The organism is Nocardioides panzhihuensis, assembly GCF_013408335.1.
Lineage (GTDB): Bacteria > Actinomycetota > Actinomycetes > Propionibacteriales > Nocardioidaceae > Nocardioides > Nocardioides panzhihuensis.
In genome coordinates, this window is the sequence record NZ_JACBZR010000001.1 from 4068537 (window position 1) to 4083102 (window position 14566).

Sequence of the window (14566 nt, forward strand, 5' to 3'; positions counted from 1 at the left end):
GACCAGGGTCACCGGGCGCGGGCAACCAGATGCAGTGATCCTGTGGAGAAGACTGTGGATAACTCGCCGTCAGCCTTGGTAGGTGACGTCGGAGAGGTCGGAGGGCAGCGCCAGATCGAACCTGTCGAGGGGGTCCAGCAACGTCCAGCCCGAGATCGCGTAGAGGCGGGCCGAGGCCACCGGGGAGCCGACGACACCGGTGACCCGGTCGCTGAGGGTGTAGCGCTCGCCGCTGGGCGCCCCGTCGAGGGAGACCGACTGGAAGAGCGCGGTCGAGCCGATCTTCTGGACCGCGACGATGGTGGTCGGCGAGGTCCAGGCGATGTCGGTGATCTGCATCGTCGCCGCATCCGGGTGCGGCAGCATGATGGCGGAGGTCGCGGTCGTGATCTCGCCCTTCGGGCTGGCCCGCAGGCGACTGACCACGATTCGGTCCGAGAACTCCCCCTCGATCACCGCGACGAAACGGGTGCCGTCACGGGAGACCAGGAACCGGGTGACGTTCTCGCCCGTCACGCCGGGTACGGCGACGCGGACGACGCGGCCCCCGGCGACGTACATCACCCGGGCGCCGGTCGAGTCCTTGTCGACCAGCCACAGCCGCTCGGCGAGATCCCACGAGGGCCGCAGCAGCCGGGTGCCGTCCACCGGCGCGTCGAAGAGCCTGCCGTCGCTGGCCAGCTCACCGACGACGACGCCGGTGCGGTCGGCGGTGATCGCCGCGGCGGTCGAGCCGTTGGCGTCGACGGCGACGTCGGTCACGCCGTGAGACTCCGCCCAGTCGCCGAGCACCGGCACCCACGGCTCGCCGTTCTCGCCCGTGCTGGTCACCAGCGCGCCCCCGCGCAGCGCGAAGAGGTCAACCCTCGCCGAGGTGCCGTTGGGGTCGTAGCCGCCGCCGTTGTCGACGCTGAACGTCTCGCCGTATCCGGGCAGCACCACCGGCTCGCCGTCGATCGTGAGCCGGATGCGCTCCACGCTGGTGTCCTGGCGCAGGGTCCAGGCCAGCTGAGCACCCATGAGCTGGAGGTCGTCGGAGCTCTGCTCGCCCAGGTCACCGGCGAGGTCGACCTCGGCCACCCCGTCGCGTACGTCCACGGAGCGGGGCCCCTCCGCCGTGGCCGGGAGGGCGCTGCGGATCACCCCATGCGCCTCCTCCCCCGGGCCGCTCAGCAGGCTGGAGACGAGGGTGGTGGCGTAGGAGGTGCCCTTGGGGGCGAAGATCGGCTCCGGCACCAGGGCGCGCCCGGTGGGTTCGACGTAGTAGAGGTTGCTGCGGGCGAAGTGGGTGAGGAACCAGTCCTCCTCGACCACCAGCGCGTCCGGTGCCGAGCTGATCCGCCACTCGCCCTCGGCGCGAGTCAGCTCGAAGTCGAGGATCGCCTGCGAGGCGGCCAGCCCACCGCGCCACACGCCGCGCTCGTCGAGCCAGCCGGCGTCCTCCAGCTCCACCGAGACTCGCGGTGAGGAGCCGACGTGACTCCCGAGCTCGCCGTAGACCAGCGTGCGGGCGGCGGGCGCCCAGTCCGTCGCCGCGCCCTTGGTGAGGTATCGGCGGGCATAGGCGGTGCTCATCGGGGTGGCCTTCATGGCGTCGAGGAAGCCGTCGACGATCTCGCCCGGGGACGCCCCTGCCCGCGGAGCTCCGGGGTTGTACGGGATGAGCTCCTCCTGCGCGGCCGGTGCGGCCAGCTCGACTCGCTGGACCGGGCCGGAGTCCGGCACGCTCGAGCACGCCGACACGAGCAGCGCGACCGCTGCCAGGGCTGCGGCGAACACGGGTCTCACGACGCCTCCAGGGTGTCACGGGCGTCAGCCGGGACCAGCGGGAGCGGACTGTGCCGCAGCGCCGCGCCGGCGTGGCGGGGAAGCGTGAGCCGGAACTGCGCCCCCTGGTTCGGACGGCCCCAGGCCTGCAGCCAGCCGCCGTGGAGATGGGCGTCCTCGAGCGAGATCGACAGGCCCAGGCCGGTGCCGCCGCTGGAGCGGTCGCGGGCCGGGTCGGCGCGCCAGAACCGGTTGAAGACCAGGGCGGTCTCCCCCGGGGCGAGCCCGACACCGTGGTCGCGCACCGTCAGCGCGGCGGCGTGCTCGTCGCTGTCGACCCGGATGGTGACGGTCTGGCCGACGAGAGCGTGGTCGGTGGCGTTGGCCACCAGGTTGCGTACGATCCGCTCGACCCGGCGATGATCGACCTGGGCCGTGCACGGATGGTCCGGAGCGACGATCTTCAGCTCGATGTCGCGCTTCTCGGCGAGCGGCGTGTAGGCCTCGACGACCGCCCGGCTGAGCGCGGTCAGGTCGGTGTCGTAGAGATCGAGCACCGCCGCTCCGGCGTCGAAGCGACTGATCTCGAGCAGATCGCTCAGGAGCGTCTCGAACCGGTCGAGCTCGGTCTGCAGCAGCTCGGCCGCACGGGCCGTCGGGGCGTCGAAGGAGTCTCTGGCCTCGTAGAGGACGTCGCTGGCCATGCGGACCGTGGTGAGCGGCGTACGCAGCTCGTGGGAGACGTCTGAGCTGAACCGTCGCTGGACGCGGGAGAGGTGCTCGAGCTGCCGGATCTGATTCTGCAGGCCGCTGGCCATCTGGTTGAACGAGATCGCCAGGCCGGTGAGGTCGTCCGCGCCGCGGACGACCATCCGCTCCTCGAGGCGGCCGGCGGCGAGCCGCTCGGCCGTCCTACGGGCGATCCGGATGGGTGTGACGACATGACGGGTCACGGTCCAGCTGCCGACGCCGATCAGCAGGATCAGGATCGCACCGGCGGCCAGAAGCCCCCGGGTGATGATCGCGAGCGTCTCCTGCTCCTGGTCCATCGGGAAGAGGAAGTAGATGTTGTAGGTGTCGTCGTGCAGCTCGATCTGGGACCCGATCACGATGCCCGGGGTGGCGGAGGTGCGCTCGCCGTCATCGAAGGAGACCCGGGTATAGGTCCAGGCAGGCTCGGCGCGGATCGCCTGGAACCGGTCCTCGAGCGTGCGCGGAACGCTGCGTACGTCCAGACCGGGCGTCCACTCGACACCGTCGTCGCTGATCCGGCCGGAGGTCGACGTCACCGGACCGGCCATGACGACGCCGTAGCCGCGCGAGAGGCTGCGCTGGATGATCGGGTCACCCAGGTCGTTGCGCTGCAACGGGGTGTCGCCGTTGGCCCCCGATGTCTCGGCGATGCTCGAGCGCGCTGCGGAGAGCTCCTCGGAGGCCTCCGCCTTCGCCGCCGCGACCCGGTCCTGGACCAGCTCGTCGCTGATCTGGTCGAGCAGGATGAGCCCGACCAGGCTGACGGCGGCCGCGGTGAGCAGCATCGTATAGACCACGACGCGGGTCTGGATCGACCGACGCCACGTGGTCAGAAGCTTCTTGGGCACCCGAGCTGCTGCGCGGACGACCGGTTGGAGGGTCACACGGGCCCTGCCTTGTAGCCGACGCCACGGACGGTGAGAACGATCTCGGGGTTCTCCGGGTCGTGCTCGACCTTGGAGCGCAGGCGCTGGACGTGCACGTTGACCAGGCGGGTGTCGGCGGCGTGACGGTAGCCCCACACCTGCTCCAGCAGGACCTCGCGGGAGAAGACCTGATGAGGCTTGCGGGCCAGGCACTCCAGCAGGTCGAACTCCAGCGGCGTGAGCTGGATCCGCAGGCCGTCGCGGACCACCTGGTGACCGGCGACGTCGATGGTCAGGTCGCCGATCTCCAGCACCTCGGGCACGGCGTCGACGTGCCTGCGTACGCGGGCCCGGATCCTCGCGATCAGCTCCTTGGGCTTGAAGGGCTTGACCACGTAGTCGTCGGCACCGGACTCCAGACCGACGACGACGTCCACCGTGTCGCCCTTCGCGGTGAGCATGACGATCGGCACGCCCGACTCGTTGCGGATCTGCTTGCACACCTCGATGCCGTCCATCCCGGGAAGCATCAGGTCGAGCAGCACCACGTCGGGCTTGTAGTCGCGGAAGGCGGGCAACGCCAGGTCACCGCGGGCGACCAGCCGCGAGTCGAACCCCTCTTGCCTCAGCACGATCGCGAGCATCTCGCTCAGCGAGGCGTCGTCATCGACGACGAGGACCTTTCCCTTGGCGGGCTGGTCGGACGTGCTGCGATCGGCCATGTGTCCGATTCTGTCACCCAGTGCGTGTGACGCGTCACAGGAGCCACCTATAACGCACGAGTCGGCGCGCCCAACCCCGAGATCGTGGGGCGGACGCGCCGACTCAGCGGTGCTCAGTAGCGGTACTGGTCCGACTTGTAGGGACCCTCGACCGGGACGCCGAGGTAGTCGGCCTGCTCCTGCTTGAGCTCGGTGAGCTCGACACCGAGGGCGTCGAGGTGGAGGCGGGCGACCTCCTCGTCGAGCGCCTTGGGCAGGACGTAGACGCCGATCGGGTACTCCTCGAGCTTGGTGAAGAGCTCGATCTGGGCCAGCGTCTGGTTGGTGAAGGAGTTCGACATCACGAAGCTCGGGTGGCCGGTGGCGTTGCCCAGGTTGAGCAGGCGACCCTCCGAGAGCACGATGACCTTCTTGCCGTCAGGGAAGATCCACTGGTGGACCTGCGGCTTGATCTCGTCCTTGACGATCCCCGGGATCTTCGCGAGACCGGCCATGTTGATCTCGTTGTCGAAGTGGCCGATGTTGCCGACGATGGCCTGGTTCTTCATCTTCTCGAAGTGCTCGACCCGGATGATGTCGAAGTTGCCGGTCGTGGTGATGAAGATGTCGGCGGTCTCGACGACCGACTCCAGGCGGCGGACCTCGTAGCCGTCCATCGCCGCCTGCAGCGCGCAGATCGGGTCGATCTCGGTGACGATGACGCGGGCACCCTGGCCGCGCAGCGACTCCGCCGAGCCCTTGCCGACGTCGCCGTAGCCGCACACGACCGCGACCTTGCCGCCGATCATCACGTCGGTGGCGCGGTTGATGCCGTCGATGAGCGAGTGGCGGCAGCCGTACTTGTTGTCGAACTTCGACTTGGTGACCGAGTCGTTGACGTTGATCGCCGGGAAGAGGAGCGAGCCCTCCTTGTACCGGTCGTAGAGGCGCAGGACACCGGTGGTGGTCTCCTCGGTGACGCCCTTGATGCCTCCGGCGACGTTGGTCCAGTAGGTGGGGTCGTTCTTCAGGCTGCGGTCGAGGACGCGCAGGACCTCCTTGAACTCCTCGTTGTCGGTGGAGTCCTGGCCCGGCACCTCCCCTGCCTTCTCGAACTCGACGCCCTTGTGGAGGAGCATCGTGATGTCGCCACCGTCGTCGAGCAGCATGTTGGGGCCGACCTGGTTGCCCTCGGCGTCGGTGAACTGGAAGACCTTCTCGGCCTCGTCCCAGTACTCCGCCAGCGTCTCGCCCTTCCAGGCGAAGACCGGGGTGCCCTTCGGGTCCTCGGGAGTGCCCTCACCGACGACGACCGCCGCGGCGGCGTGGTCCTGGGTGGAGAAGATGTTGCAGGTGGCCCAGCGTACGTCGGCGCCGAGAGCGGTCAGCGTCTCGATCAGCACACCGGTCTGGATGGTCATGTGCAGAGACCCGGCGATGCGAGCACCCTTGAGCGGCTGGTCCTTGCCATAGCGCTCGCGCATGGCCATCAGGCCCGGCATCTCGTGCTCGGCGAGGGAGAGCTCTTTGCGGCCGTACTCGGCCAGGCTCAGGTCGGCAACCTTGTAGTCCATGGTTATTCCTTACCGAAGTGTTGCGGGCCTGCGTCGCGCATCTGCGCACCAGCGGGATCTCCCACGCAGGGCCTCCAGAGTACAAGTGCTGGTTGAGGGTGGCGGTAATCCGCAACCAACAGATCCGGCGGAACCCTGCCTAAAACTAGAACGAGTTCCTATTATTGGCGGGCATGACGGCAACGACACCCGACCCGCACACGGTCCTGGGCGACTGCGCCCCTGCGTACGCGCCCCTGCGCGACCTGCTCGCGCGCAACCTCTCCTCCGGAGCCGACCTCGGCGCCTCCGTCGCGGTGATCCGTGACGGCGAGCTCGTGGCTGACCTGTGGGGCGGTGAGGCGCGGCCGGGCGAGGCGTGGCAGGAGGACACCATCGTCCGGGTCTGGTCGGTGACCAAGACGATGGCTTCTCTGACCGCACTGGTGCTCGCCGACCGGGGCGAGCTGGACCTGGACGCTCCGGTCGCGGACTACTGGCCCTCGTTCGCCGACGAGCGGATCCTGGTACGCCACCTGCTCTCTCACACCTCCGGGATGTCCGGGTGGACCGAGCGGCTCTCCACCGAGGCGCTCCTGGACCTGCCGCTCGCCAACGAGATGCTCGCCCGGCAGGAGCCCTGGTTCGAACCGGGCTCGGGGTCGGGCTACCACATGGTCTCCTACGGGCACCTGGTCGACGGCCTGGTCCGTGGTGTCACTGGGAAGCCGCTCGCGGAGGTGTTCGCCGAGCTGGTCGCGGGGCCGCTGGGGGCCGACTTCCACCTGGGCGTCCCCGAGGGCGAGCTCGGCCGCTGCGCCGATCTCGAGGCTCCGCCGCCCGGGGGCATCGACGTCTCCGCGCTGCCCGAGGGCAACCTGATGATCCCGACGCTGGTCAACCCGAAGCTGGATCCGGCCGAGTTCAACACGGCCCAGATGCGTACGGTCTCGTTGGCGGGGATCAACGGACACGGCAACGCCCGCTCGATCGCCCGGGCCCAGTCGGTCGTCTCCCACGACGGGGAGGTCGGCGGCGTACGTCTGCTGTCACCGGCCACCGTCGAGCGGATCTTCGAGGTGCAGGCCGACGGTGTCGACCAGGTGCTGCTGACGCCGATGCGGTGGGGCATCGGCTACGGGCTGCCGCAGCCGGTCGCGGCTCCGGCGGTGCCCGGGGGGCGGGTGTGCTGGTGGACCGGCTACGGCGGCGCGATCGTGGTCAACGACCTCGAGCGGCGGGTCACGGTGGCGTACGCGATGAACCGGATGACCCAGCACATGACCTCCTCGGAGCGCACCGACGCCTACGTTCGCACCGCCTTCGAGTGTGTGGAGGCGGCGGGATGAGCGAGCGTCGGCGAGCGAACCTCGGACCTTTCATCGGGCCGCGTCCGTATCCTGGCGCTTGCGCTACGGAGGTGGCCCGATGAACGCAGAGAAGGTCTGCATCATCGGCGCGGGCTGCTCGGGGATCACGACGGCCAAACGGCTCAAGGAGTTCGGGGTCGCGTACGACCAGTTCGAGCTCTCCGACGACGTCGGCGGGAACTGGTACTTCCGCAACCCCAACGGGCGATCCTCGGTCTACGAGTCGCTGCACATCGACACCTCGACGACACGGCTGGAGTTCGAGGAGTTCCCGGCGCCGGAGTCGTTCCCGCACTTCCCGCACCACACCCTGATCCACCGCTACTTCCGCGACTACACCGACCACTTCGGGCTGCGGGACCAGATCACGTTCAACACCGGCGTCGAGCGGGCCACGCAGCGCGACGACGGCTCGTGGGACGTTACCCTGTCGACCGGGGAGACGCGCTCCTACACCGACCTGGTGGTCGCCAACGGCCACCACTGGTCACCGCGGCTGCCGGACTGGGAAGGCGAGTTCGCGGGCGAGATCATCCACAGCCATGCGTACGTCTCCCCCTTCGAGCCGATCGAGCTCCGCGGCAAGCGGGTGATCGTGGTCGGGATGGGCAACTCGGCGATGGACATCGCCTCGGAGCTCTCCTCGCCGTGGATGGCGTCGAAGCTGTACGTCTCGGCGCGCCGGGGTGTGTGGGTGCTGCCGAAGTATCGCAACGGGCAGCCGGCCGACAAGGTGATGGCGCCGCCCGACATCCCCAAGGAGCAGGCGCTGGCGGCCTCCCGCGAGCTGATCCGTGGGCTGGTCGGGTCGATGTCGACGTACGGACTCCCGGAGCCCGACCACGAGCCGCTGTCCGCGCATCCGTCGGTCAGCGCCGACTTCCTGACGAAGGCCGGCTCGGGCGACATCCACATGCTTCCCGAGATCGCACGCTTCGAGGGGTCGACGGTGCACCTGGTCGACGGCTCCTCGGTCGAGGCGGACGTCGTCATCGCGGCGACCGGCTACAAGATGTCGTTCCCGTTCTTCGACGCGGGCGAGGTCTCGCTGCACCCCGACGCAGACCACCGCTATCCGCTGTTCAAGCGGATGATCAAGCCGGGTGTCGAGCACCTCTACTTCATGGGGCTCGCCCAGTCCTCCCCCACCATCGTCAATCTCGCCGAGCAGCAGTCCAAGCTCCTGGCTCGCCTGCTCACCGGGCGCTATGCGCTTCCGCCCGTCGAGGAGCAGGCGAGCATCCTGAAGGCCGACGAGGAGGCGCACCTGGAGCAGTACTACGCCGCCCCGCGCCACACCATCCAGATCGACTTCGCCCGCTACGTCGTCGACCTGATGGCCGAGATCGAGGCCGGGGAGGCACGCGCTGCCGGGGCCGTGCAGGCGGGGTAGGCGGGTAGGCGGGTAGGCGCAGGTGGGTCAGTGCTTCTTCTTGATCGGCAGCAGGTGGAGTACGCCGACCACGATCGCCCCGACGATGAGCCCGACGACGGCGGAGAAGAAGGTGTTGACCAGCCAGGCGGCGGCCGCACCGACGGCGCCGAGGGCGTGGTGGACCTCCTCCTCGAGGTGGTGGACGGTGTCGTAGGGCCACGACCAGCCGGGGTGACCGGCGGCGAGGCCGTTGACGTCGTAGACACCGACCAGAAGCAGGTGGCCACCGACCCAGAGCATGGCAACGGTGCCGACGATCGAGATCCCGGCGAGCACCTTCGGCATGGCCGCGACCATGCCCAGGCCGAGCCGCTGGGCGCCCGCGCTGGAGCGCTGGGAGAGCGAGAGGCCGGCGTCATCCATCTTCACGATCAGGGCGACCACGCCGTAGACGACGATGGTGATCAGGAAAGCGACCGCCACCAGGGCGCCGAGGCGCATCCAGAAACCTTGGTCGATGACCTCGTTGAGCGCGATCACCATGATCTCGGTGGAGAGGATCAGGTCGGTGCGCACAGCACCGGCGATCATCTTCTTCTCGGCCTCGGGACCCTCCAGGACGACCGGCGTCTCATGGGTCTCCGCGTGCGGCCGGACCCATTCCAGCACCTTCTCGACACCTTCGTAGGCGAGGAAGGCGCCACCGAGCATCAGGATCGGGGTGATCGCCCATGGCGCCCACTGCGCCAGGATCAGCGCGACCGGCAAGATGAGCAGCAGCTTGTTGCGCAGCGAGCCGAAGGCGATCTTCTTGATGATCGGCACCTCGCGCTCGGCGGCGATGCCCTGGACGTACTGCGGCGTCACCGCGGTGTCGTCGATGACGACACCGGCGGCCTTGGCCGAGGCCTTGCCGGCGGCAGCGCCGACGTCGTCGACCGACGCAGCCGCCAGCTTTGCGATGGCGGCTACGTCGTCGAGGAGTGCGAAAAGACCGGCACTCATGCCTTCGCCTCCGTAGTGAAAGGCGCAGAGTACGGAAGCGAAGGCCTGAGGCCGATTGTCGCTCGCTGTCGCTCGCTCATGCCCGGAACTCTAGCGGGTGGCCGTTGCTACTCGACGCCCTGCTCGCGGAAGAGCTCGGAGAGCGGGTACTCCCGGAAATAGTCGGTCTTGATCCGCAGCCAGTCGCCCTTGACGATCATCTCGTCGATGGCATCGTTGGCCTGCTCCTTGAGGCCGTCGCCCGTGCGGAAGACGAAGGCGATGGGCGCCTTGTCGGACGGGAAGACGATCCGCTCCTCCATCGGGATCGGAGCGTTCTTGATCAGTCCTTCGGTGAAGGGCGCGTCATAGAAGAACGAGTCGGCCTTGCCCGCAGCGACCGCCTCGAGAGCGGCGGCCTCGTTCTTCCGCTTCACGATCTCCGCCTTGGGGAAACGCGCCTTGAGAATGCTCTCCTGCGCCGTGCCCTCCACGATGGCGACCCTGGTGCCGTTGACGTCCTTCAGCTTCTTGATCGGGGAGTTCTTCGGCGTCGTGAAGGACAGGTAGGTCACGAAGTAGGGGTGCGAGAAGTCGTAGGCCTTCTCACGTTCCTCGGTCACGCTCACCTGGGACGCGATCATGTCGATCTCGCCCGCATCGAGCGCGGTGAACAGGTCGGCGAAGTCCATCGGCACGAAGGACGGCTTGATGCCGAGCGACTCGGTGACGCCGAGGGCGACCTCGTAGTCGAACCCCTTCGCGACGGAACCTTGGGTGTAGTAGACCGGGGCGCTGTTCAGCACGCCGATCTTGATCTGGCCGTCATCGGCGGCACTGCTGCGCTTGGCAGCGGGGCCGGTCGTCTCGACCGTGTTGGAGACCACGATCAGGATCACCAGAAGGGTGACCGCGCCCGCGAGGATGAACTTGAGGGATTTCATACGACGTCCTGGTTGGGGGGAGTTTTTGCGCCGAGACGCTGCGGCCTCGGCTGAACCGGGCCAGCGGGCATCGTAGGCTACTGGACTTCAAGCGCCCCGAAGAGGGGCGAACGGCGTCAGGCGCCCTTGTCCTTGAAGACCTCGGAGAGCGGATACTCCTTGAAGTACGCCTTCTTGAGCTTCAGCCACTCGCCGTCGAGGATCATCTGCTCCAGGATGCCGTCGATCTGCGCTTTGCGGGGGTCGTCCTTCTGCATGACGAAACCGATCGGGGCGTCGTCCGCCGGATAGACGATCGACTCCTTCAGCGCGATCGGCGCCCGCTTGATGATCGGCGCGGTGTAGGGGGCGTCGTAGAAGAACGCGTCGGCCTTGCCGCTCGCGATCGCCCTGACCGCTCCATCCTCGTCCTTGGCCTTGATGACGTTGACGTTCTCGTACTGCTCGGCGAGATAGCGCTCGTGGATGGTGCCCTCGACGACCGCGACGTTCTTGCCGTTGATGTCGCCGCGCTTGTTGATGGTCGAGTCCTCGGGAGTGAGGAAGGAGAGGTAGGTGACGAAGTAGGGCGTGGTGAAGTCGAAGTCCTGCTTGCGTTCGGCGGTCTCGGTGACCTGCGAGCCGATCATGTCGATCTCGCCCGCTTCGAGCGCGGTGAAGAGGTCGCTGAAAGGCATGACCTTGAACTCCGGTTTGGCACCCATCCCTTCGGCGACGCCGAGCGCCATCTCGTAGTCGAAGCCCTTGGTGACGCCGTCGACCTTGAAGAAGGCCGGCTCGGTGCCGTCGACGCCGATTCGTAAGGTGCCGCCGGCGGCTGCGGCGCTCTCCTGATCGGTCGCCTGCGGAGCGGGGTCAGCTAGGTAGCCGCCGATGACCATGACCCCTAGGAGGGCCAGGGCGCCGGCGACGACGAACTTGATGTGATTCATGCGGAAGTCCTGTGGTTTCGGGATGGTGGGGCATGCCCGTCACGTCGGCACCGAGAATCCGAGACGTGCTGGCCACGGAGTGGCCGGACGATGTTGCATCAAACACCGGACTGCTCGCCCGCGTCCAGGTTTTCGAGCATCATCGGCACGTTCCGTGACCGAACTTCCCGCATGGCGTGTGACTCAGATCACACGCCATGCCCACTATTTGGACTCAGTCGTCGGCGACCAGACCCAAACGCAGATATTCGGCCGCATACGTGCCCTGGAGCAGCAGGGACGCGTAGCGGGCGACCTCTGTGGACGCATTCGCCTCTACGACCTCCACCCGTACGCCGCGCGTGTCCGCAGCCTCGGTGAGCAACCGTCGCTGCTCGACCATGATCGGATCGGTCGCACCGTCATCGAGGATGACCAGGACGGGGCGTACGGACGACTTCTCCTCGGCGAACGGGTCGTCGAAGACGTTGCGGGGCCGGGCTGCCTCCAGGACCGGGAGCAGGTCGTCGGCGACACCGGCGATCGCACCGCGACCGCTGGCCCGGCGCAGACTCTCGGCGACACGGCGGGCCGCCCGGGCGGCCAGGACGGAGCCACCCCAGACAACCGGGAGCGAGTCGGCGAGGGAGAGCGCCAGGATCTTGCCCGGGTTGACCGAGATGTCGCGATGCGGCGAGCAGGCCGTGGCGACGTCGTCGAGCGCGTCTGCCACCTTGTCCGCATCGGCCTCCGGGCCGAGGCCGATGGAGTTGAGATAGGTGAGCATCAGGATCGACATCGCGAGCGTGTCGCCGCCCTCGACCGGAAGCAGCGTGCTGTCGCGGCCCTCGGCGTGCTGGGCGACCAGAGACTTCTCCGGAGCCGCCACGACCAGCTGGGCGCCACGGCGGACGGCCTCGGCGGCGGCCGAGGCCTCCCCCGGGTCGGAACCGGTCGGCGCCAGCACGACGACGAGATCGAGGCTGCCGGCCCAGCCCGGCAGGCCCGGCGCCGGCCAGGCCACGAACGGCACCGGGCAGTACGGCTCGAGGACCGCGCGCAGCAGACGCGAGTCGGGACCTGCGGCGACGACGGCCCGGGGACGCCCGGTCTCTGCCGCGCGGCGTACGGCCTCCTGCAGGGGCTCCAAGGCGCCCGCGGCCTCGCGCCGGACCCGGGCCCCGGACGCCGCCAGCGACCGCAGCAGCTGGTCGATCCCGGTCAGCGCCCGCTCGTCGTCCAGCCTCGACTCGTCGAACCAGGTCATTGTCGCCTCACCCCTCCGTCGGCTGAGCCTTGGAAGAACCCTTGGTGGGACGGCCCTCGTCGATGAGCAGGACGGGGATGCCGTCACGGACGGGGTAGGCCAGGCCGCACTCCCCCTGGCACACCAGCTCGCCATCCTGGTCGGGCACCGTGGCCTCGACGGGCAGCAGGTCGCCGTGACACTGCGGGCAGACGATGATCTCCAGCAGCTTCTCACTGAGGCCCAGCGCGCTCATCAGTTACGCCTTTCACTAGGTAGAGTCTTTCGAATGATCGCGAGCGCCTCGTCGCGCACGCGCTCCATGGTGAGTATGTCCTTGCCCTCCGCGTTGAGCCGCAGCAGCGGCTCGGTGTTGGAGGCACGGACGTTGACCGTCCAGTCGGCGTGGGAGAGGGTCAGCCCGTCGAGCTTGTCGACGGTGACGCCGTCGCGCTCTGCGTACGTCTTCTCGATCTCGGCCACGGTCGCGGCCTGGTCGGGGACGGTGGAGTTGATCTCGCCGCTCATCGGGTAGCGGGCGTACGACGCCAACAGCTGGCTCAGCGGCTCGTCGGTCTTCGCGAGCGCGCCGAGGACGTGCAGGGCGGCGAGCATGCCGGAGTCGGCGCGCCAGAAGTCGCGGAAGTAGAAGTGGCCACTGTGCTCACCGCCGAAGACCGCTTCGGACTCGGCCATCACGGCCTTGATGTAGGAGTGGCCCACCCGGGTGCGCACCGGGGTGCCGCCGAGCTCGGTGACGATCTCGGGGACCGCGCGGGAGGTGATCAGGTTGTGGATGATCGTCGCGCCCGGCTCCTTGGCCAGCGCGCGCTCGGCGATCAGGGCGGTGATCGCGCTCGGGTTGACCACCTCGCCCTTCTCGTCCACCAGGAAGCAGCGGTCGGCGTCACCGTCGAAGGCCAGGCCGGCGTCGGCACCGGTCTCGCGCACCTTGGCCTGCAGGTCGACCAGGGTCGTCGAGTCGAGCGGGTTGGCCTCGTGGTTGGGGAACGTGCCGTCGAGCTCGAAGTACATCGGGATCAGCTCCACGGCCTCCTCGCCCAGGCGGCCGAAGACCGCCGGTGCGGTATGGCCGGCCATGCCGTTGCCGGCGTCGGCGACGATGGTGAGCCTGCGGCCCACGACCGGAGCCAGACCGAGCAGATGCGCGGCGTACGCCTCCAGCACGTCGGTCTCGCTGATGCTGCCGGCGACCTCCGCGATCGGGGCCGCACCGGAGATGACCAGGTCGCGGATCTCGTCGAGACCGGTCTCCGCGCCGACCGGGACCGCGTTGGCCCGGCAGAGCTTGATCCCGTTGTACTGCGCCGGGTTGTGGCTCGCGGTGAACATCGCGCCCGGCAGGCCGAGGTGGCCGGAGGCGAAGTAGAGCTCGTCGGTCGAGGCCAGCCCGATCATCGTCACGTCTGCGCCGGCCTCGGTCGCACCGTCTGCGAAGGCTCCCGAGAGTGCCGGGGAACTGGGGCGCATGTCGTGCCCGACCACGACGTGCGATGCGCCGACGACGTGCACGAAGGCCCGCCCGGCGAGCCGGGCGAGGTTCTCGTCGATCTGGTCAGGGACGGTGCCACGGACGTCGTACGCCTTGAAAACGGCGTTGGCGACGTCGGGCTGAACTCTCTCCGGCATGTCCGGAACTCTAGTCGTCCTACTCAGACGTCAGCACGCGGAGGTGGCCGCGGCGGGTGCCACCTGGGCGGGGCTGGCCGTCGTTCGGCCCGGACCCGTCAGGAGCCTCTGGCCCGGGAGCGCCGGCAGGGCCTCGCGGGGCGGGAGCGGGTGGCCGCGCTGCCTCACGGACGGCGTCGGCCAGCGCGAGCAGATCGTCGCCCTTGGGCTGCGGGTCGACCGGCTCGCGGGCCAGCCTGACGACCTCCCAGCCCCTGGGCGCAGAGAGCCGCTCGGCGTGCTCCTCGCACAGGTCGTATGCGTGCGGCTCGGCATAGGTCGCCAACGGGCCGAGCACGGCCGTCTGGTCGGCGTACACATAGGTGAGCGTGCAGACGGCTTGACGCTGGCAGGCGGTACGCGAACAACGGCGAGCAGTCACGGATGAACCGTACTCCCCAGAGGCC

13 protein-coding genes are annotated in these 14566 nt (G+C 68.6%); 2 read left to right on the top strand and 11 right to left on the bottom strand.

All coding sequences use genetic code 11. The annotated features are described in order from the left end of the window. Window positions 1-69 precede the first annotated feature (69 nt). The 4 genes from BJ988_RS19280 to ahcY form a co-directional block, all read right to left on the bottom strand. Window positions 70-1788, bottom strand: a complete 1719-nt coding sequence (locus tag BJ988_RS19280) for an LpqB family beta-propeller domain-containing protein (RefSeq protein WP_179659552.1) — start codon at window positions 1786-1788, stop codon at window positions 70-72. Further along, complete coding sequence (mtrB, locus tag BJ988_RS19285; RefSeq protein ID WP_179659553.1) at window positions 1785-3404, bottom strand: MtrAB system histidine kinase MtrB; 1620 nt, start codon at window positions 3402-3404, stop codon at window positions 1785-1787. Before mtrB ends, BJ988_RS19280 begins: the two co-directional genes overlap by 4 nt. After that, on the bottom strand, window positions 3401-4108 hold the full coding sequence (gene mtrA, locus BJ988_RS19290) for an MtrAB system response regulator MtrA (protein ID WP_179659554.1): 708 nt from the start codon (window positions 4106-4108) through the stop codon (window positions 3401-3403). Before mtrA ends, mtrB begins: the two co-directional genes overlap by 4 nt. 113 nt (window positions 4109-4221) lie before the next feature. Beyond that, window positions 4222-5661, bottom strand: coding sequence for an adenosylhomocysteinase (gene ahcY, locus BJ988_RS19295; protein ID WP_179659555.1), 1440 nt, complete (start codon window positions 5659-5661; stop codon window positions 4222-4224). Between the two features lie 173 nt (window positions 5662-5834). On the opposite strand from ahcY, the gene BJ988_RS19300 reads away from it, so the two are divergent. Together BJ988_RS19300 and BJ988_RS19305 are read left to right on the top strand one after the other, a co-directional pair. Then, a complete protein-coding gene (locus BJ988_RS19300) occupies window positions 5835-6989 on the top strand; it encodes a serine hydrolase domain-containing protein (RefSeq protein WP_179659556.1) in 1155 nt (384 codons plus the stop codon). A 79-nt stretch (window positions 6990-7068) separates the two neighbouring features. After that, the gene (locus BJ988_RS19305; RefSeq protein ID WP_179659557.1) at window positions 7069-8403 is read left to right on the top strand and encodes a flavin-containing monooxygenase; all 1335 of its coding nucleotides are present in this window, start codon (window positions 7069-7071) and stop codon (window positions 8401-8403) included. Between the two features lie 27 nt (window positions 8404-8430). Here the strand turns inward: BJ988_RS19305 and BJ988_RS19310 are convergent, their stop codons facing one another. From BJ988_RS19310 to BJ988_RS19340, 7 genes are all read right to left on the bottom strand, one after another. Beyond that, window positions 8431-9390, bottom strand: a complete 960-nt coding sequence (locus BJ988_RS19310) for a DUF808 domain-containing protein (RefSeq protein WP_179659558.1) — start codon at window positions 9388-9390, stop codon at window positions 8431-8433. A gap of 107 nt (window positions 9391-9497) precedes the next feature. Continuing rightward, window positions 9498-10313, bottom strand: a complete 816-nt coding sequence (locus BJ988_RS19315; RefSeq protein WP_179659559.1) for a substrate-binding periplasmic protein — start codon at window positions 10311-10313, stop codon at window positions 9498-9500. Window positions 10314-10429: 116 nt separating this feature from the next. After that, window positions 10430-11245 carry a substrate-binding periplasmic protein gene (locus BJ988_RS19320; RefSeq protein ID WP_179659560.1) on the bottom strand — a complete coding sequence of 272 codons (816 nt, stop codon included), beginning with the start codon at window positions 11243-11245 and terminating at the stop codon, window positions 10430-10432. A gap of 214 nt (window positions 11246-11459) precedes the next feature. Next, window positions 11460-12491 carry an SIS domain-containing protein gene (locus tag BJ988_RS19325; RefSeq protein WP_179659561.1) on the bottom strand — a complete coding sequence of 344 codons (1032 nt, stop codon included), beginning with the start codon at window positions 12489-12491 and terminating at the stop codon, window positions 11460-11462. Between the two features lie 7 nt (window positions 12492-12498). After that, window positions 12499-12726: a Trm112 family protein gene (locus tag BJ988_RS19330; protein ID WP_179659562.1), complete on the bottom strand. Its 228-nt coding sequence runs from the start codon at window positions 12724-12726 to the stop codon at window positions 12499-12501. After that, window positions 12726-14120 (bottom strand): phosphomannomutase/phosphoglucomutase, encoded by a 1395-nt coding sequence (locus BJ988_RS19335; protein ID WP_179659563.1) that lies wholly within the window; start codon window positions 14118-14120, stop codon window positions 12726-12728. Before BJ988_RS19335 ends, BJ988_RS19330 begins: the two co-directional genes overlap by 1 nt. A gap of 19 nt (window positions 14121-14139) precedes the next feature. After that, window positions 14140-14541, bottom strand: a complete 402-nt coding sequence (locus BJ988_RS19340; RefSeq protein ID WP_425490882.1) for a DUF3499 domain-containing protein — start codon at window positions 14539-14541, stop codon at window positions 14140-14142. Window positions 14542-14566 lie beyond the last annotated feature (25 nt).